This is a genomic window from Cytobacillus sp. FSL H8-0458, from assembly GCF_038002165.1.
Taxonomy (GTDB): domain Bacteria; phylum Bacillota; class Bacilli; order Bacillales; family Cytobacillaceae; genus Cytobacillus.
Genome location: NZ_JBBOBR010000002.1, coordinates 68,413 through 87,362 on the forward strand (window position 1 = coordinate 68,413; position 18,950 = coordinate 87,362).

The 18,950-nt window shown below is 36.9% G+C and carries 16 protein-coding genes and 1 pseudogene; 3 read left to right on the plus strand and 14 right to left on the minus strand.

All coding sequences use genetic code 11. The features are described from left to right. Window positions 1–244 precede the first annotated feature (244 nt). The 11 genes from NYE23_RS21710 to NYE23_RS21760 all read right to left on the minus strand — a co-directional run bounded on the left by NYE23_RS21710 (window position 245) and on the right by NYE23_RS21760 (window position 13,605). The gene (locus tag NYE23_RS21710; RefSeq protein WP_335687192.1) at window positions 245–733 is read right to left on the minus strand and encodes an SRPBCC family protein; all 489 of its coding nucleotides are present in this window, start codon (window positions 731–733) and stop codon (window positions 245–247) included. Between the two features lie 111 nt (window positions 734–844). Next, window positions 845–1,798, minus strand: coding sequence for a DUF6073 family protein (locus NYE23_RS21715; protein ID WP_335687189.1), 954 nt, complete (start codon window positions 1,796–1,798; stop codon window positions 845–847). 58 nt (window positions 1,799–1,856) lie between these two features. Continuing rightward, window positions 1,857–2,675, minus strand: coding sequence for a helix-turn-helix transcriptional regulator (locus NYE23_RS21720; RefSeq protein WP_341081017.1), 819 nt, complete (start codon window positions 2,673–2,675; stop codon window positions 1,857–1,859). 19 nt (window positions 2,676–2,694) lie between these two features. Continuing rightward, a complete protein-coding gene (locus tag NYE23_RS21725; protein ID WP_341081019.1) occupies window positions 2,695–3,225 on the minus strand; it encodes a hypothetical protein in 531 nt (176 codons plus the stop codon). After that, complete coding sequence (locus tag NYE23_RS21730) at window positions 3,225–3,662, minus strand: acyl-CoA thioesterase (RefSeq protein ID WP_341081022.1); 438 nt, start codon at window positions 3,660–3,662, stop codon at window positions 3,225–3,227. The genes NYE23_RS21725 and NYE23_RS21730 overlap by 1 nt, the downstream gene beginning before the upstream one ends. Then, a complete protein-coding gene (locus tag NYE23_RS21735) occupies window positions 3,659–9,367 on the minus strand; it encodes an SDR family NAD(P)-dependent oxidoreductase (protein ID WP_341081024.1) in 5,709 nt (1,902 codons plus the stop codon). Before NYE23_RS21735 ends, NYE23_RS21730 begins: the two co-directional genes overlap by 4 nt. Next, window positions 9,343–10,245 carry an enediyne biosynthesis protein UnbU gene (locus NYE23_RS21740; RefSeq protein WP_341081026.1) on the minus strand — a complete coding sequence of 301 codons (903 nt, stop codon included), beginning with the start codon at window positions 10,243–10,245 and terminating at the stop codon, window positions 9,343–9,345. Before NYE23_RS21740 ends, NYE23_RS21735 begins: the two co-directional genes overlap by 25 nt. Continuing rightward, window positions 10,246–12,135: a CRTAC1 family protein gene (locus tag NYE23_RS21745; protein WP_341081029.1), complete on the minus strand. Its 1,890-nt coding sequence runs from the start codon at window positions 12,133–12,135 to the stop codon at window positions 10,246–10,248. After that, window positions 12,123–13,067: a DUF1702 family protein gene (locus NYE23_RS21750; RefSeq protein WP_341081032.1), complete on the minus strand. Its 945-nt coding sequence runs from the start codon at window positions 13,065–13,067 to the stop codon at window positions 12,123–12,125. The genes NYE23_RS21745 and NYE23_RS21750 overlap by 13 nt, the downstream gene beginning before the upstream one ends. 17 nt (window positions 13,068–13,084) lie before the next feature. Then, the gene (locus tag NYE23_RS21755; RefSeq protein WP_341081035.1) at window positions 13,085–13,300 is read right to left on the minus strand and encodes a helix-turn-helix domain-containing protein; all 216 of its coding nucleotides are present in this window, start codon (window positions 13,298–13,300) and stop codon (window positions 13,085–13,087) included. Then, window positions 13,240–13,605 carry a sigma factor-like helix-turn-helix DNA-binding protein gene (locus tag NYE23_RS21760; RefSeq protein ID WP_341081037.1) on the minus strand — a complete coding sequence of 122 codons (366 nt, stop codon included), beginning with the start codon at window positions 13,603–13,605 and terminating at the stop codon, window positions 13,240–13,242. Before NYE23_RS21760 ends, NYE23_RS21755 begins: the two co-directional genes overlap by 61 nt. 136 nt (window positions 13,606–13,741) lie before the next feature. Here NYE23_RS21760 and NYE23_RS21765 point away from each other — a divergent pair, with 136 nt between their 5' ends. Both NYE23_RS21765 and NYE23_RS21770 read left to right on the plus strand, forming a co-directional pair. Next, a complete protein-coding gene (locus NYE23_RS21765; RefSeq protein WP_335687177.1) occupies window positions 13,742–13,897 on the plus strand; it encodes a YvrJ family protein in 156 nt (51 codons plus the stop codon). Window positions 13,898–14,288: 391 nt separating this feature from the next. Beyond that, entirely contained in the window at window positions 14,289–16,004 is a 1,716-nt protein-coding gene (locus NYE23_RS21770) for a S8 family serine peptidase (RefSeq protein WP_341081039.1), read from the plus strand. A gap of 421 nt (window positions 16,005–16,425) precedes the next feature. Here the strand turns inward: NYE23_RS21770 and NYE23_RS21775 are convergent. Both NYE23_RS21775 and NYE23_RS21780 read right to left on the minus strand, forming a co-directional pair. Then, window positions 16,426–16,589: pseudogene (locus NYE23_RS21775) on the minus strand (transposase); the annotation flags it as partial. A gap of 182 nt (window positions 16,590–16,771) precedes the next feature. Beyond that, entirely contained in the window at window positions 16,772–17,011 is a 240-nt protein-coding gene (locus NYE23_RS21780; protein ID WP_341081040.1) for a YuzB family protein, read from the minus strand. A gap of 276 nt (window positions 17,012–17,287) precedes the next feature. Here NYE23_RS21780 and NYE23_RS21785 point away from each other — a divergent pair, with 276 nt between their 5' ends. Then, window positions 17,288–18,355: an NAD(P)/FAD-dependent oxidoreductase gene (locus NYE23_RS21785; protein ID WP_341081042.1), complete on the plus strand. Its 1,068-nt coding sequence runs from the start codon at window positions 17,288–17,290 to the stop codon at window positions 18,353–18,355. A 37-nt stretch (window positions 18,356–18,392) separates the two neighbouring features. On the opposite strand, the gene NYE23_RS21790 is transcribed toward NYE23_RS21785, so the two are convergent. Continuing rightward, complete coding sequence (locus tag NYE23_RS21790; protein WP_341081043.1) at window positions 18,393–18,716, minus strand: YuzD family protein; 324 nt, start codon at window positions 18,714–18,716, stop codon at window positions 18,393–18,395. Window positions 18,717–18,950 lie beyond the last annotated feature (234 nt).

Below are 18,950 nucleotides of genomic sequence, written 5' to 3' on the forward strand. Positions count from 1 at the left end.
CGGTGACATCCCTTTAATCATGAATCAGTTAGGCCACAGTCAATCTGATATTTCTCTTTTGTATATAAACACAACAAGGGAAAAACAAAGGTTAGTTGGATAAGCGAAGAAAGAACAAATAAACATCCATTTTTGGAGTTAAATAATGTAAAAAGCTGGCCTAACGATGGAGATATTCCTACTAGTATGAAAAAAACCTCATGAAATACAAAATGTATTTATGAGGCTTTTTTCTTTTTTAAAATTACTCTGGTTGGCAGCAGAGTTCACCTTCACCTTTTTCAAGAGAAGATTTTAAGCTGCTTAGGACACCGGACCAGGCCATCTCATGCCACTTATATGCTTGATCCCACTCTTCTCCATTTTTCCACCCAGTGTGATCTACTTTTACTTCTGTTGTATTTTCATCAATCTCTTTGAAGCTTACTTGTACCAATGTCAATTCACCTTTATTCATAAGTTCATCGAATTGATCAGGACCCTTCCATTGAAAGTTTAATTCTTGTTGAGGAATGAGCTTCTCAATTTTACAGCCTTTTGTACACATTCCAGTAGTGTTACCTGGTTCAAAGTAAAGTTCAAACGCTCCGCCTTCTTTAGGTTCTACGATTGCATCACTGGCAAACCACTTAGAAACACGATCTGAAATAGTCCAGGCATGCCAAACTAAAGATAATGGCGCATTAATTACAACATCTTTTGATAGAACCTTATTTTGAGATGTAGTAGACAAAAAAATCCCTCCTAATGGTAGAATAACACTAACTTATTTTACCATTTCGGGAGGGAGGTTGGTATATAGAATTTTTAGAATTTTACAAAAGGTACTTTTTTACTATGATCATCAATGTTGGTGATTATGCTGATTTCCTGATTCTTTTTCTTCTTCGGAATGGCCTTTACAGAAGTCTCCAATGTGTGTCTTTACCTTTTTTAAATAGGCAACCGGTTCGCCATCCGGATCTTCCACATTAAACAATGGAATTCTGACATCACCTGTGCCGCCTCCCTGTCCAACTGGAGGGACATGAGTAATTGTATGCTTTAATTCGATAGGCTCTTTATTGAACGCGGTTAATCCCAAATCCGGCAGATTAAACTTTGCAAAGTTATTCATTTCACACAGTTTTGCTCCGCCTGTTGGAATTTCTGTAAAAGCTGTCCCCTTCTGTACCCTTCCTTGGGACTGCTGAAATTCATTATTTGTAGAAACTTCAACTCTGCCAAGTCTTTCACTAACTCCTTTTACATCTAATTTTTTCATTTTGATGTCGATTTCTGCTTCATTCCAATCGGAAGAAGTTGGATGCTGCCTTTCAATCTGATAAGTTCCTTTCAGCTCAATCGTTTCTTCTCCTACACCTGGAACCTCGATTGTATCCCATGCCATAAATTCCAGAAGATCTTCACCGCCAACTGGCATACTGAATGGCTTTAATTCCGAAATGTTTTTCGCTGAAGAGCAGCAGCCTTCTGGAGCACCATTATTACTTTTAATTTGCTGTAAATCAACTCCGGAGATATCTGCAAGAGACTGTACAAAATCATCCCAGCCTACTACAGGTTCAACATTTGGATGTTCTCCTGTAACAATACACCAAGGAACAACTTTTTTAATTAGATCCTGAGGATTCTCTGTATCAATTACAAGTGTCGCTGCTCTATTTCCAGCGTTAACATACCCTACTTCAACATCTTTAGTGAATTCTACAAGCGAAGTAATGAGCTGAGTGGCTTCTTGAGAATTAAGTGTGTGACCAACAAAAGGAGTCATTGTTAAGTGAAGAGTGTATTTCATTTTTCATTCCTCCAAGTAAAAATTTTTGTACCAATCGCGATTTGGTACTTTAAGTTTATCAACTGGATAAAACCTTTGTTTCTTCAAAATTGCTATCTTTCATGATTTCAATAATTTTTTCATATATATGCGGTAAAGATGCAAGTAGCGGAGGATCGGTCTCCTGTTCAGAGCGCAATTTCAAACCGTACTCTAGAGATATTTTTTGCTTCTTTGTTATCTGTATGGATTTAGAGTGTCGAGCTCTTAGAAAGTTCTGGGAAGCTAGAACACTATCGGCAAGAACTTGATGATTAAACCCAGCTGCAAATATATAGTAATTACCGACCGGTAAATCTCGAAGTATAAACTCTCTATTAGAATTTGCATTAATCACACAGCATGAAGAAGGTATACCTGAAGGAAGTGCTGAAGTGAAGGCACCTAAGAAAATAGTTCCTGAGAAATTCTCAGGAACTATGATTTGACCTTGAACGCTTCCATAACGACCTTCCCCATAACTAATACCTTCGAAGGAAGAATACTGATTGTCCTTTTTCTTTCTAAAGTTATTAGGAGAAACAGCTACCTCTTTTGAGAATTTGGAAGTGAAAGTACCTAAGCTGTTATAGCCTACTTCAAAACAAATATCCGTTGAGGTCCAATCAGACTCCAGTAATAGCTTTTTACTTTCAAGCAATCTAAGAGCCATTAAATACTTTTTTGGCGGAATACCTACCGTTTGTTTAAACACTCTATTAAAATGCCACGGACTTAAATTAACAGATTCTGCAATACGTGTGAGGTCTAAGCTATCATCATAAAAATTCTCTTTCATATTTCTAATGCTATGAGTTATTGCTTCTGTTTTTGGGTTGGTTATAGAAGTGGAATTCAAGGTTTATCATCCTTTTTTATTAAAATTTAACGGCACAAGTACATTTCATATTGGCTCTTACTTTCTTGGAAGGAAACATATGTGTCAGCATCGCGATCACCATTGGAACAGTGACGATAGAGTTATAGAATAAATGCAACTCTACTCTTGGAATGATTAATTGCAGAACACTAGTAGGACTATCATATCCAAAGAAACTAATGCCAGTAATAGCTTGGAATGATAGTAAACTATGTTCAACCACATGCCAGGCTTGTATGGTTAGCGATAAAATCCACCAACTTTTTGAAAGTCCCATAAATCCTTTTCTTAATATGATTAAACCGATAATCATTAACCAGGCGTACCCAGTATGCAGCCACTCAGATTTTACTAACCAAGGGGCATACATTCCTAATAATCCATTTGCGTTATGAGTCTCCATATGAAAAGAGTGTATTTGAACGACTTGAAAAATATGTTCTAGCCAATGTCCCAAAACGATGATTGCATAGAGATAAAGAGATCGCTTATGCCAATCCGTATTGCATTTTTCAATGAAATTTTTCATTATTTTTTCACCTCAAATTTTTTTAATGCCTTATAAAAAGTATCAGGGACCGCAATAGGCGCTAAGGAACCATTATCCTGTTTCTGCAGACACGCAATCTCTTGTTCTCCCCTGCAAACCAATTCCGTAAGTTTAGAAGCCTCGTCCATCTTCCAATACTCAAATTTCATTTTTACCTTATTGTGAAATGTACCACCTGAGTACATACGGATCTGTACACGATCAAAAGCAAATAGTTCTGATAAATATTCACAGGAAACCTTGGTAGTGACCAGATACAAGCCTTCACTCAGCCGCTTTAAAACATCTGGAGAATACTCTTTAAGAAACATCTCCCGACATTTGCCCTGCCAACGAACATAATTGGCATAATACACATTTCCAACTAAGTTGGTTTCCTCAAAACTAACAATGTGTTCAAGATTGAAAGAGTTCATATTTTTACCTCCGCTGCAATAGTGATTACAACTGGTTCGCTGACAGTTCTGATGTCTACCAAAGTGGTAGCTATAGTAACTGAACCGGACTCCAGCTCTACCATGTTCCCGCTTACCCTCTTAACTGCAATTGGTTGATGATCTGGCAAACCTAGCTTCTTAATAGACTCAAATATTGTCCAAGCCCTGGTGGCAGTTGTATTTAAATCTTCATTTAATGTTTTTGATAAATAGTTTGCTAGTTGAAGATGTTTTTTACCCAACATATCTTCCCATATCTCATTTGGCAGCTTTTGAACCTTTTCAACATCACAGCCAATATTCTTAGTGTTTGAAACGGCCAAAACTAAATTATCCATAGTAGAAACAGATAAGAAGAGGTCATCTGCAACAATAGGTTTTCCGTCTAAACGTTTCCTAACTTCTTTAGAATTTGACACCATTTGTTTAGCGAACATACTTTGCTGTTTTTTTAAGGAATTGGAATCCAAAAACACCTGGATATTTCCTTCAGGAATAATCTCATCCAGCTTTCTTTCTAAGTAAGGGCCTAGTAGAAAAGGATTCCATGTCTTAATGCCGATTTCATTACCGACAACTTTTAGTTTTAATGAATCCCAAGTTTCTATTATGGTGCCATCTAAAGAACTGACTTGAATATTAAAGGTTAATATGTCACCTTTCTTCTCAAGTTCATTCCCAACTACTTTAATATGTTTATGAAGTTCCATTCCTGGCTTAATTCTTATCTCCTTTACCGACAGTGGTATGAGGTGTTGATAAGGATATGATGCCTGCAGGGAATGAATAATAGAGTCTCTTGTTCCTATATTTTTTGTGATCAAGTTATTAGGTAGGAATCCACCAAACCACTTTTCTCTTTTAACATTTTGAATGAGAGAAATATTCTTCTTTGAAGAAAGGTAATTGATTTCTTCAATATTTTTAAATACACCTTTTTGAAATAATACGTGTTTATATAAGTCTTCAGATGGTCTTGGTCGGTAGTCTTTTAGGAGAATAACCTTATCAAGACTCTTCTCTTCTGTAAGTTGAACATTTTGTACAAATTGACATATACCTTCGACATGATTAACTGAGTAATTTGTGTCTTCAGATCTAATGGCCACTTTAACCCTGTTGACTCCATCTGCAAGGCCGCAAATTCTAATTTTAGTTCCGATATCATTTACTATAATTGGATGATTGAACCGAACATTTTTAAATACCGGAACCATTCCCTTTTTCCCTAATAGTGCATTAGAGATTTGAGACATTGCTTCTAGTGCCATTACACCCGGGAGTATTTTCTGATGTTCAAGTATATGATCATTCAAATACTTGTCAGTTTCAGGATCAAGTATTGCTTGTGTGATAAGTTCCACTCCATCAATTTCTATTAGTGGTTCTTCTAAAAATCGCCCAAACTGAATATCCTCTGAGCGTCCAAGTGAGATTGTAGGCAATCCACCTAATCTGCCAGCACTAACTACACTGGATGAATTTACTTCGTGATTAACTAAATGCATAAAATATTTAGTACCTTGATCAATTTTTAATGGCTGGATTCCTTTTCTCTTTAACTGGTCTAAAGTTCCAATTCGATTTCCCATCCCTAAACCTTCCCATATAGACCATTCAATACAGAGAGTCTTTACATGCGGAAACTCCTTAGAAAACATATCTGTTTCTTTCCTAAGCAACTCATTTGCTATCGCATAATGAGCATCTCCTTGCATCCCAGACTGACCAATAATCGACCCAAACGTAATTAACAGTTTTAAATTGTCCTTATTTGGAATGCTGCTTAAAACATTCTTCAAGCCTAAAACTTTCGTATCAATCGTAATCTCTATATCTTCATAATTTAAATCTGTAATGGCTTTGGGTTTATTAATCCCTGCAGCATGGACTACTCCTCTGATTGTTCCCAGGTTTTTTTCAATATCTATTACAGCTTCTGCAACCGAGTCAGGGTTTGTAATATCAACACTTATATATTTGAATTCAATATCTTGTTGAACGAGTAGACTTAAGTTCTTGGCTATTTCACTGTCATTTGTAACTTTTGATCTTCCTAAGATGGCTAATTTAACTCCTTTTTCTTTAGCTAGGTGTCTCGCACATTCAGCTGTAATTCCCTTGGCTCCACCGGTTACTAAGAGTACATCTCCTTCATTTAATGTAGGGTTCTTTTCTTTCCGTGTTACCGGTTTTACCTTTAGATATGGAACTCTTCTTTCATTTTTCGAAGTGTATTTCACCTCAACAAAACCATCAGATGATTGAATTTCTTTTAATATAAGCGGAAGGTTTTTCTCTGTTAGTTTTGCATCTATAATACAAACTGTTGAATTGGAATTTTCAAGGTAAAATGACTTCCCTAAAGACTTTAATCCATCCCCATTTTGTATAATGACAAGCCTTTGCTGCTCTTTACTTTTTTGGAGTTCTTTTATAAGATTCCAAACCATCGTTTTATCATTTGGATCTTCGAGATATGCTAAAATTCCTCTTCCAATGTTGGATTTATTTAGTTGCTTTAAAAGTTTGAATGCCAATTCGTTATTTGTTACAGAGCTCCATTTTCCTTTGCCCTTTTTTATCACCATGTCTACTGGCGGCTCGGCTTTCCATTTCACTTGAAATGATTGGATCCAAGAATCAACACCTGGATAGTGATCGAAGTTACTTTCTTTATGGTTATTACCATCATCGTCAAAGTAAGTACTTATCTCTTTTACGGCAGAATTTGCGAAATCAGTTGGCGAAACTGGTGGAACCTTGCCTAGGCTTTTGGCAGTTTCCACAACAATTTGGCTTACAGAAATTGAGTTAAGATGCAAATCATCAAGCATACGGGCATCTTCTTTTATTGCACTAATTGGTAACTCAGTCTTCTCAGAGATAATTTGCATTAAAATATCAATTGATGTTTCACGGTCTTTGTTTTTAACCAAGGTACTAGTTTCAACAGTCTCTTCTACCCGATTATTATCTGCCACCACTAGAGATGCCTCTTGGACCGTTTCGCATGGATTTACAAAAAAGCTCGTTGCCTTTTCATAAGCTTTTACTTTTCTCCCATTTAGGAATGTCGAAAGATTAACTTCCTTACCTATTGCAATCGCAGCAGCCATAATATTGAGTATGTTACGTATGCTATTAGTTCCAATATTTAGCGATAAAACAGGTTTCTTGGTTATCCGGTTCATAATACTGGTTAATGTTGATCCAGCACCTATCTCTACAAATAAATCTACTTGTTCTTCAATTGAATTTACTGAGTCTTGAAACATTACTGGATCTGTTAGCTGCTTTTTTAATAATGACCGAATCTCTGATGGTTCCTTTATAACCTCTCCAGAAACAGTTGAGACGACTTTCTTCCTTGGCTGCTTTATCTCTGTCCTCTTCAAGGTATCCTCAAATTTTTCACTTATCCCCTTCATTAAACTTGAATGGAATGCTCTGGTTACTTTAAGTACAGTGTTGGAATAACCTTTGCTTTCAAGTTTTTTCAGGACTCGTGTTCCAGAATCTTTGTCTCCAGATAAGATAATCTGTTCGGAATGATTAACAGCCGCTATGTCTATTTGTTCATTCTTAATTGCTTTATCGATTACCTCAAGCGGCGCATTTGTTGAAAACATAATTCCTTTAGGTGTACTCTCCATTAACTTTCCTCTCTCCGTGGATAGCTGGTAAAGAGTGTCATTAGAAATACTTCGTCCCCAAGCCAATGCAGTTAATTCCCCTAAACTATGTCCTAATCCAAAGTCACCCTCTATTCCCAGGTTATTTAGAAAACGAGTACCCTCTATTCCCATCGCAGTTATTAGCGGTTGTGCGAACTGAGTATTTTCCCTAGCTTTAGGCAGAAAGTCTTCATTTAGTTCCTCAAATATTAAGCTGGAATCAAGATCACTAATAACTCCTAGGTTTTTTGCTATCGGTGAACCCTGCCCCGGATATAAAAATGCCATTTTTTGATTTGAATTTAATTTTGAACCAAAATATATTTCTTTCTCAGGTGATAGAAAAATATCTTCATGTTTTATTTTTTCAATTGCCAATTTCAGTTTTTCATACAAATCATCGGGATTCTTTGCAACGATTGTAAGAAGGTAATCGTTTTTTCGGTACCTTTGTAATAAATGCGCAGAAAAATCCCCAAACTCCCCAAAAGACATATATTCCATCTCGTTCATTAAGGAAGAAATTTCATCTATTAATCCATTTTTATCGGAATTGCCAAAAACAAAAATCTCATGATCAAAAGTTAAACCTGCATTCTGGTTATCCACCTCTTTTCTTCTTAAGCCTGTTTGGTTTTCTAATGTGATGTGGGTGTTAATCCCACCAAATCCCATTGCACTTACACCAGCACGTAAAGGCTGATTTTGTGGCCAAAGAATAGGAACTGAGGTTATCTGTAATTTAGACTCTTCATTTAAGAACTCAGGATTTGGATTCTCACAGCCAGTAGCCGGTGGAATAACCTGATGAGTCAGTGCCATAACTGTTTTAATTAAACCAGCAACACCCGAAGCAGCTTTGGTATGGCCGATGTTCCCTTTTACTGAACCTATATAGGATAAATGTTTGTTATTCTTTTTTAATGTAGAGACCGTCCTTAGTTCAGTTTCATCACCATATTTTGTACCTGTTCCGTGCCCTTCAATATAAGGAACACTATCCAGGTCATAGCCTGCTTTATCATAAGCTCTGCTTAATGCCAGGACCTGTCCATCAACTTCTGGTCTAGTAATACCGCCTTTACCATCCGAGGAGATTCCCCAGCCCTTAATAACTGCATAAGGGTTAAAACCCGCATTAATAGCATCTTCAACTCTCATTAAAACAACAATCCCACATCCCTCACCTGGCCAAAAACCATTAGATTCCTTATCATAGACAAGCATATTGTCTTTAGCTAAAGCACCATTACGAGCAAAACCTAATATCTCAAAAGGATCGATACTTAAGTCAACTCCACCTGCAATAGCCAAATCTAATTCGTTATTTTCCAGAGCTGAACAAGCTTTTGTAATTGCTAATAACGAAGAACTGCAAGCACCATCTACTGTGTATCCTCCACCTTTTAAATCGAAATAATTACAAATCCGGCCTGCTATTGTATTGGAAAGGCCACCTGCAAGAGTATCCTCATTAATTGTTGGAAATGCTTTTAAATATTCCTTTTTTATATATCCGAGTACTTCATCTAAACGATTCTCAAAAGCACTCTCTTTTTCTAATATGCTTTCAACCACTCTTTGAACATAAGGCCATCGAAGCCCCATAATATTGGCTCTTGAAAATTCTCCCGTCAAAGAGTTCCCTATTAATACCCCTGTCCTATCTTTAGGTATGTTTGAGTCATTAAATCCTGCATCTCTAATAGCTCGCTCAGAGACATCAAGGGCCAGCCAGTGTGTAAGATCGGTATTTTTATATGTTGGACCTGATATTTTAAACTTTACTCTATCAAATGAATAATTTTTGATTAGCGCAGCCTTATTAGAGTATGTTTTGTCTATTTGACTCTTATCTGGTGAATAGTAATCCTTCAAATTCAAGCGTTCTTTAGGAATCTTACGGAAAGATCTTCTTCTAGAAATTACATTCTCCCATAACTCTTTTGGATTACTGGCATCTGGATATTCACATGCCATGCCTACAATTGCAATTCCTTTGTACATACCCTACACTCCTCTAATTTTTGGTTTTTAAGACTCAATAAAGATTTAATAAAGTGATAACAGCCTCTCACCAGGCAAACAATAAATAATGAAAAGAAAAGCGTAAATACAACATCAAAAATCATGAGAACCCCATATACTGCAGCAACTGAGAAACCGAATACTATCTGATTCCTTCTTTTAAAAGGCGTAGTCCCAGGGTCTGTTACCATATAAAAGGTGAACAAAAGGAATGCAAGACCTGTCATTGGCAGTAAAGCACTAATTAAAGAACTATCAGTAAAGATACTTCGGATTAGGGCTTGAAGAACAAATCCACCAAGCCATGCAGCAATTAAAGGTCCTTTTTTGGTTAAACGAATATTTAGCATGGACCCTAAAATCAAAATAATTAAAGGGAAAATAATATCCCATTCATCCTTTAGATTTTCAGTGAAATGATATGGAGGCGCGATTGATATCCATGGAAAAAGCAGTAGAGTTACCGCTATGCCTGTATTAGATGGATTCAGAAAATGTTTTTTCGTTCCTTGAATACTAACTTGAAAAATTGTTTTTGTTACTATGGCTATTGATGCTGCAAAAGCAAATGGCAAAACTTCATTATTCGCATACACAAGCATACCTATAGCCAGGCCAGAAATATGTGCGGGAATTAGAAAATCGATTTTATTACTTAACCCTCCATGGTAAGCCGGTTTTCTTTTATTCACCTTTGAATCTGCAAACTCAATAATTACTTCTACTAAATAAGCTGTGAATACAGCTGTAAGTAATTGAATAAAGGATTGCTCAAATCCCAATACGGTATGCCCTAAAATATTCAAGACTGTTATTGCTGTTCCAAAGGCCCGCAACGCTTTTATACGTGGACTCATTTATTTTCCCCCCTTTTCCATGGGCAGCCATATCGTTTGCCATCCTAGTGTTACTTCTATATTTTTTTCTTGAAGTACACCATTTCCATCTCTCCATTTAATGCGAGCGGGATACTTTTTCTTGTTAATGTCTCCTATTCCAAAATGAATTTCATGACTTCTTTTGCCTGAATGTCCACTTCCCCCATCAATCTCAGCTAGAAGTATTTCATTATTGGGCAGGTACACTTCTATAGAGGCCCCAACTGCATGCCGCTTTTTAGCCGAGTCTTTACCTTCTGTGAATTTTAGGGAATCTTGATTTTGGTCTGTTAAATAGGCAATATCTAAACCTATAAAATTACCTGCACTTTTGGATTTATTAAGGTAAAAAGAAGATTGATCCCATTGATTAGCTAAAGCAAAGTCTAATAATCCATCGCCATTAACATCAGCGATTGCAATACCGCGACCCACTTTCTGTTCACTAGTGCCAAAGACGTCGGACTGATTACCATACCTGCCTTTGGTATTTTGAATAAAAAAGGCATTTTCAGTCTTTCCACTTATGTCTGTACCAGGTAAAAACTTCGGCCATGAATCTGGGTATTTTAAAAGCTCATCGTTGATAGTTGCTAACTCCTGTAGCTCATGCCATTTTTCCTTCTCTCCCCGAATAAAACCTGTTGCTTGAATGACTTCATTTTTACCATCATTATTAAAATCACCAGATTTAATATCCCATCCCCAAGAACTCTTATTTAGACCTAACTCAACACTTTGATTTTCAAATGGGGCAATCCCTTTCTCGACTTGTTCCCACTTTCCAGTGTTGATAAAGGCAAAGTGAGTTTCCATAAGAGCATATTCTTCTGCTATGTTACTTACCAAGATATCTAACCAACCATCTCGATTTAGGTCTACAAATTCAACTCCCATGCCTTTAAAGGAATCCAAACCTAATATTTCTGATTTAGGTGTTTTCCAATCTTTTTTCCCATTCAATGGTGTGAAATTAATCCTCCCTGGCGTAGATTTGTTCAATAGTAATCTATCCGGGCCAAAATCGTTGGCAGCATAAATATCAGGTAAACCATCCTTATTTAGGTCAGCTGCACCTATTCCTAATGTCCAACCACTTAGCAGTTCATCTGGGACTTGGCTTGAAACATCTTTATACAAATAATCGCCTTGATTCTCTGACCATAAGTAAATCCGATTCTTTCCCCCGTTAAAAGCTTGTGACATTGAATCCTGCATTAATGGTTTTTTAACACTATTTTTATTTAGTACCTCTGAAGAATCTGGAAAATAGTTTCCTACCACCATATCTAAGTGACCATCACCGTCAATATCAGAAAAAGTAAGAGCGTTTGAGTACATTTCAACATTTTTTACAATTTCTTTTGGTTGAAAGGATTCACTTGAAAGTGGACCGGAAGTCTCTTTTTGAATGAATGCTATGGGGGACCTTCCCCAATAGTAAACAACTATATCCTGGCGCCCATCCTCGTTAATATCTGCAGGCACACACCCCATTGGTGCAGCAGTTTGATTAGTTGTACTATCAAGCTGAAATTTCTCATATTCACCAATTAACGATTGAACTGTGACGTTGTTAAAACGTGGATCAACCATGCACAAATCATTAGAAAAACCATCCCCATTAATGTCGTTTATAGCTACTGCAGCACCAACCGACGAAACCCAGGATTGAATATTCCGATAATTAGGGTTAACTTCACGAAACTGTTGCTCTTCATGTCCTATGTCTCCATTTATAACCACCTCTTTAAATTCAATTTGATTTTCAATAGCCTCGGTATCCCTAGAAAAATAGACAGCAAGTAATAACATAGTGCTGATCATAATTGCTATAAACTTTTTTATGGTTGAATTTATAGTGAGCATTTAACTGGTACTCCTTTCGCTAAATGTTGCTGTAAAATAGCCCTCCAATTTTGATAAATAGGAGTTTGGTTATTAAGTTTTTTTGCTTCCTCAAGTGACAAATGAGTTAAATTTGATATTTGAACTGGATTCATATTACACATGGCTAAGCTGGTAATAGCTGTATGGGCCGCTGGAGTAGAAGCTTCTATACGTGCTGTATTTGCAAAGGCTACCCCTTGCATATAAGCGGCCAAATTGTCACCCGCAAACTTTCGAATATCACTGTAGCTTGCATGCTTTAAGCCTCCGGCATAAGCTGAAGCCAGTCCTACTCCACTCCATAAATCGTTGTGTAAATTGGTTGGAAAACTGTTTATTGCAGCAGACACGGCTTCTATATTGGCTCCGAATACAAACCATAAACTTCTGCCCACTCCTTGAAAAAAAGCATTTTCCATATACGAACCACTTTTTATCTTTCCAGGAGCTTTCATTCCATTTTTAAACTTATCCCAGTGAAAATAACCGAAATAAAATCCCATCCCATCTACAATTAGCCATTTATAAATTGGATGTTGTTTTTGAAAATCTCTCTTAGGAAACATAGGAAGCTTAGCATAACTCCAGCCCGCTCCAACATGAAGCATATATGAATGGGCAGCTCCCTCATGTTTGGTGAAATCTTGGAATCTTCCTTTATTAAAATAAAATAAATCTAATAGTTTTAATGCCATACCTGCTCCCTCATATGCAAAACCTTTAAACTCTAAAGAGAATACTTCTAATTTTTTAGTGAAATTTACCGGATCTTCTACTACTGCATGGTATCCATCTAAAAAGGTCTCTCCTATTTGTTCGAGTTTGTCTTTAACACGCTTCTCTTTAACTTGAAATCCCCTATTCTTTACTAAAACGTTGTCATAAGAAATTTTTAAAAGTTGACTGAACATCTAACTAACCTCCCAAATTATGCATTTTTCACCAACCCAATAAGCTCGGTCCTCAATGATTGAACTGCTTCCTCTCTAGGTATTCTCAAAAAACTAGATAAATGTTGGATTTCATCATCAAAAAGAAATATAATACTCTCCATTGCACTTTTATCACCTTGTCTAGCTTGTTTTAAGAGTCTATTAAATGGCATATGTGTTCCTTCATGTCTTTGATTGCTTTCCTTTTGCATTTGTTCACCGCCTGTTGACTAATATTTAGTTCACTAGCTACTTCTTTTTCTGTATATCCTTCTAAGATAATTTTTCTGATGATGCTTCTGTTTCTTAGATTTGGTATCGAGCTTAGTAACTCTTCAATAAAAATCCTTGATATTACTTCATCTTCAAAATTTTGTGTAATACCTAATGGGATACTTTCCTCCATTTCAATTTCTTTGTTTTTAACAGTCTTTATTTTGTATTGGATCCTCCAAGCTGCTCTTTTTAGGAGTTTGGAAAAAGTTTCTTTATCCGTTGTTTCAAGACAACAAGTCATTCTAACACCCCTCAAGACTTTCTATTAATCTAGGAAAAATTCATTTTCAAAATACAACCAATTTTTCCAATTATTTAAAAACGGTTGTTTTTCAATAGCGTTTTTTTCCCTAATTGATAAGAGAGGAGGTGCACAAATGGAAGATATTCAGGCTTGGATCACCGTGATGGGTAACTTTGGATTTCCGGTAGTCGTTTCCATCTATTTGTTGGTTAGGTTTGAGAAAAAGATAGAAACCTTAGGGTCAACCATTCAAGAATTAGGGGAAATCATCAGAAGTACCAAAACTTAGTATTTTTAACGAACGTGTGTTCCTATATTCTACAAAAAAAATAGAACATGTTCTAGAAAAATATTAAAAAAGTTTGGATAAGGGTCTAATGTAATGGTTCAATTGCATTAAACCCTTGCACCAAACTTAAGCCATCCTGCTATCTATCTTAAGTCGCACAAACTCTCTCTTCATTTAAGGTCGTACTGAAAAGGATTATTAAAAAGAAATTAATCATTATTCAACTTTAAAAACTGTTTTATACTTTTCTTCTAATTTTTGAGGATTAAAATGGGAATCAGTTCAAGATTTTGAATAGCATCAATCTCTGTTGACTTTTTTACTTCTATTAGGTTGTATTTTTTACTCGCTTTTTTCCTAGTAAATATAACGTAAAAAGGGAGGATTATTTATGCATGGGACAATGTCTAAGTGTGATGAGTTTGTAATTAAAGCATTACAGGAACAAAATGATTTAAATAAAAAGGTTAAGCTGCTAATTGAAGTAAAAAATGAAGAATCAGAAGACGCAAAGCACTTTTTAGTAAGTTGTGGTTGTGATGTAAAAAAACACTTTAGTGCAATTAACACCTATCTTATTGAGACTGATTTAAATGCATTAACGGACTTAATCAATAGTCATTCAATAGTAAGGATTAGTTATGATAGAGATGTGTGGGCACTGTTAGATGTAGCAGTGCAAGCCATTGGAGTACAAAGAGATTTAGACACGAAGAATGGAACAGAACATACTGGAGCAGGTGTGACAATTGGAATCTTGGATACAGGTGTGTATCCTCATAAAGACTTAGTAACCCCCAAAAATAGAATAATTGCATTTAAAGATTTTATTAATGGCAAGGATGAACCCTACGATGATAATGGACATGGAACACACGTAGCAGGCTGCGCTCTTGGAAATGGTATATCAAGCGATGGAAAATACCAGGGAGCTGCCCCACAAGCAAATTTAGTTGCTGCAAAAGTACTAGATTCAATGGGACGAGGAAATGCGTCAAGTATTATCTCTGCCGTTCAATGGATGATTGACAATAAAGACAATTACAACATAGGGGTAATTTCTCTTTCGTTAGGTTCCTACCCTATAAAGTCATATAAAGAAGATCCGCTTTGTTTAATTCTTGAAAAGGCTTGGGATTTAGGAATGACGGTAATGGTGGCCGCAGGAAATAGCGGTCCTAGTAAACAGACAATAGGAAGTCCTGCAGTCCATCCTAAATTGATTGCTGTTGGCGCAATTGATGATAAGGATACCATTGAGAATACAGATGATACTGTTGCAGACTTTTCAAGTAGAGGTCCAACAATTGAAGGCATTGATAAACCAGATATCGTTGCTCCCGGTACAAACATTGTTGCTCTCCGTGCCCCAAACTCTTATACAGATAGACTCAAACCAGACTACCGTATAGAGGAAGGTTACTTTACGTTATCAGGCACTTCAATGGCTACTCCTATTGCTGCTGGGATGGCTGCGCTGCTTCTTGAACAAAGAAGTAATTTGAAACCGGATGAAATAAAGCAATTAATGATGGAAGGGGCATTAAGGCTTTATGAAGATAAATATTCATATGGAAAAGGTTTAATAAATTATCAACAGTCATTAAATCTGCTAGATGGGAATGAAGAAAAACCTGTCAGCGGCAAAGTACCTGGAGAACACTCATTAGTGATTAAATGGGGATCGGACATACCTAAACTTCTTGAAAATGAAATTATGCAATTAAATAAAAACGTTTATATTGCTACCCCAGTCATTACAGATGTTAACTTAATAACTTTACTTTGTGAGGCAAGTCTAAAGAATATTTCCGTAAATATTGCTTTAGACTTACATGTGAAAGAAAATGTTCACATAGCTCAATATTTAACTAATTATGGAGTAAATGTCTTTCAGTTAGGGCAATCCGCTTCTCCAGAATTGCAAGGTGATACTTCCTTTGCGATTATTGATAATAAAAAAGTTTTGTTGTCTAGCGCCTCCTGGAGGTATTTATCCTATTCCGGACAGAGGGAATTTGTAATAAATATTGAAAATAACAAAGCAGTTTCCTACTTCATGGAGCTTTATCATCAATTAAGTGGTGCTAATGAAGATGCCGTCTAATTTAGTCATTCTTTATATTTTGGGGATATGTTTCACGGTGGCAAATTCCTATTTGTTTATAGTAAATAGCTTTTTTCTCCAAAAACCAATAAGCTTAATTTCGATGATTGTTCTAGCCTTTGCCTGGGTGGTTACAGTAGAGTTTAATCCATTATATAGAGAGTTAGTTGATAAGTGGAAAAAATAATTTTTGACGGGCACAAGAGATATTTCTTTATTTGTTTCACCTAATATCTAAAATGAGTACCGATAGTACTCCAATAACTTAAATGCAGAAACACTTCTTAGCTAAAAAATGAAGGGGATAATTCCCTTTCCTCTTGTTGAGAAAGGGTATTTTTTCTCAACAAAGGTTTCCTTCAAGTGAAATATACCATAGGAAGATTAGCTGTCCTGGTTTTAAAAGAAGATCGCCATGCACCTATTCTGGCTTTGCCAGGTGCATGGCGTTTTTTTCATTCTCTGGCAAGCTGCGGTGAGAAGCACCTGTTCGCTTGCGTTATGTAATCCCCGTAACCGGCAATAGCGAAGCCCATGCAGCTCTCTTGAGTCTGCGACGCTTCGTTCCACTTTTTCTTTTCTGAGATTCAATTTTATTTTGCGAAGATTCTTTGGTTTAAACATGTAAATTCACCACAATCTATAGGATTTAATGGATTACTTATAATATATTAACGCGGTGAATAATTAAAGTTAACTATTAAAATAAAGGCTGTCGATAATTTCTTGACAGCCTGGGAGCGAAATTTAATCGCTCCTTTTCCATATTAAAACATGGGATTTCCATCCAGATATTGATATATATTTTCAACCAGCTCATCTGGTGTTTCTCCAGTTACCACTTCTCCGTTCACAAGCGCAAAAAGAGTGCTTGCACATTTGCCGCAATACCCAAGACAGCCATATTCGATGACATCCAGATCATAATCCTTTTCCAGCTGTTCAAGCGCTTTTTGAGAGCCACTGGCCAAATTGCTGATGCAAAATTCGATGATTGGCTTAATCACATCTTTCACCTCTCTACCCTGTTAATGCTACCTTTTTTACCCGAATTCTGCAAGAAAGTGATTCCATTAACCTTTTTTAAAAGTACGCATAATTACCATTTCATGTCGTTTATTGTCAAGTTTCCTGCTGATTTGTGTTGTGATTTTGTCACAATTTCGTTATACTTTTTATGGGTTTGAGGTTTATAATATCATTTATTTTTTTTCAAAATAACTATTAACATCTATTTAGGTTCGGTAACAGCAATTAGTACGGACATAAAGGGGAAATATACTATGAAAAATCTTGTGATACTTGGCGGAGGCTATGGCGGTATGAGGGCACTTGCCCGATTCTTGCCTAACCAGCTTCCCGATGATGTCTCTATTACACTAATAGATCGTGTGCCTTATCATTGTTTAAAGACTGAATATTACGCTCTTGCTGCCGGTACCATTTCTGACCAGCATGTGCGTGTATCCTTCCCTGAACATCAAAGATTAACCATCAAATACGGCGAAGTGACAAAAATCAGCATCGAGGAAAACAAAGTATATCTTCAGGGCGAAGAGCCTGTTGCGTATGATGATATAATAATTGGGCTTGGATGTGAAGATAAGTACCATAATGTTCCGGGGGCTGATATTCACACTTATAGCATCCAGACAATTGAAAAATCCCGCAGAACATATGAAGCTTTAAATAATCTATCACCAGGCTCTGTTGTTGGAATTGTCGGTGCAGGTTTAAGCGGAGTGGAACTGGCTTCCGAATTAAATGAAAGCCGTCCGGATTTGAAAGTCAAATTATTTGATAGAGGGAAGCATATACTGTCCGCCTTCTCCGAAAGATTGAGCACGTATGTAGAAAATTGGTTTTTAGAACATAATGTTGAAATCATTAACCAATCGAATATTACTAAAGTAGAAGAAAAAACCCTTTATAATCATGACGAACCCATCCACTGTGATGCCATCGTTTGGACTGCCGGCATCCAGCCGAACAAAGTGGTTCGGGATATGAATGTGGAAAAGGACCCGCAAGGACGCGTAGTTTTAACCAAACATCACAATATTCCCGGGAATGAACATGTATATGTGGTAGGAGATTGTGCGAGCCTCCCGCATGCACCAAGTGCCCAGCTTGCAGAAGGGCAGGCAGAGCAAATCGTTCAAATCCTATTGAAACGCTGGAAAGGCGAGGAGCTTCCTGAAACATTGCCAGTTATCAAGCTTAAAGGAGTCCTTGGATCACTGGGCAAAAAGCACGGATTCGGTCTGGTCGCAGAACGCCCTATCACAGGCCGCGTTGCCCGCCTGCTAAAATCCGGAATTTTGTGGATGTATAAATACCATAATGGATAATAAAAAATGAGCATCCTGATCGATGCTCATTTTTTTATTAAACTGCCTGGTATCCGTACTTTTCCATTTCGGCATAGATCGTTTTTAATTTTGGATTTCCTTCACCGACAATCTCATCCTCAATCAGGACAACCGGGTAAAACATATCTTCCTCTATCACTCTTAGTGCGAATTCTTTTTTGTCCTCTTCTTCGGGTGGATTATGAATGTCAACATACACGATTTTAAAAGGCTGATTGGCAAATTTCCTGGCTAGTGCTGCCTCGAGCCATTCATAAGTTTCCTTGGATGATGGCAGGTTCACACAGCTTGGACAAAGCTGCTCCGCACCATAAACAGTGATTTCAATCTCTTTTTTCACTCTTCTTTCCCCCTATGCAAAACTTGTTCTTCCCTTCATTTTACAACATTAACATAAAGCAGCCTAATAAAGTGAAACTTCAATCAGTGGGGGGTCCTTATCCCCCACTGATTGTTAGTTGAACCAATCGGGCCTTTACGGGCAGTTTGACCCCACTTATCCTCCTTTGATTCCTCTGAGCCTTGAAGCGGGGATCTTACTGCCCGTTAGACTGCGATAAAGTGAAACTTCAAT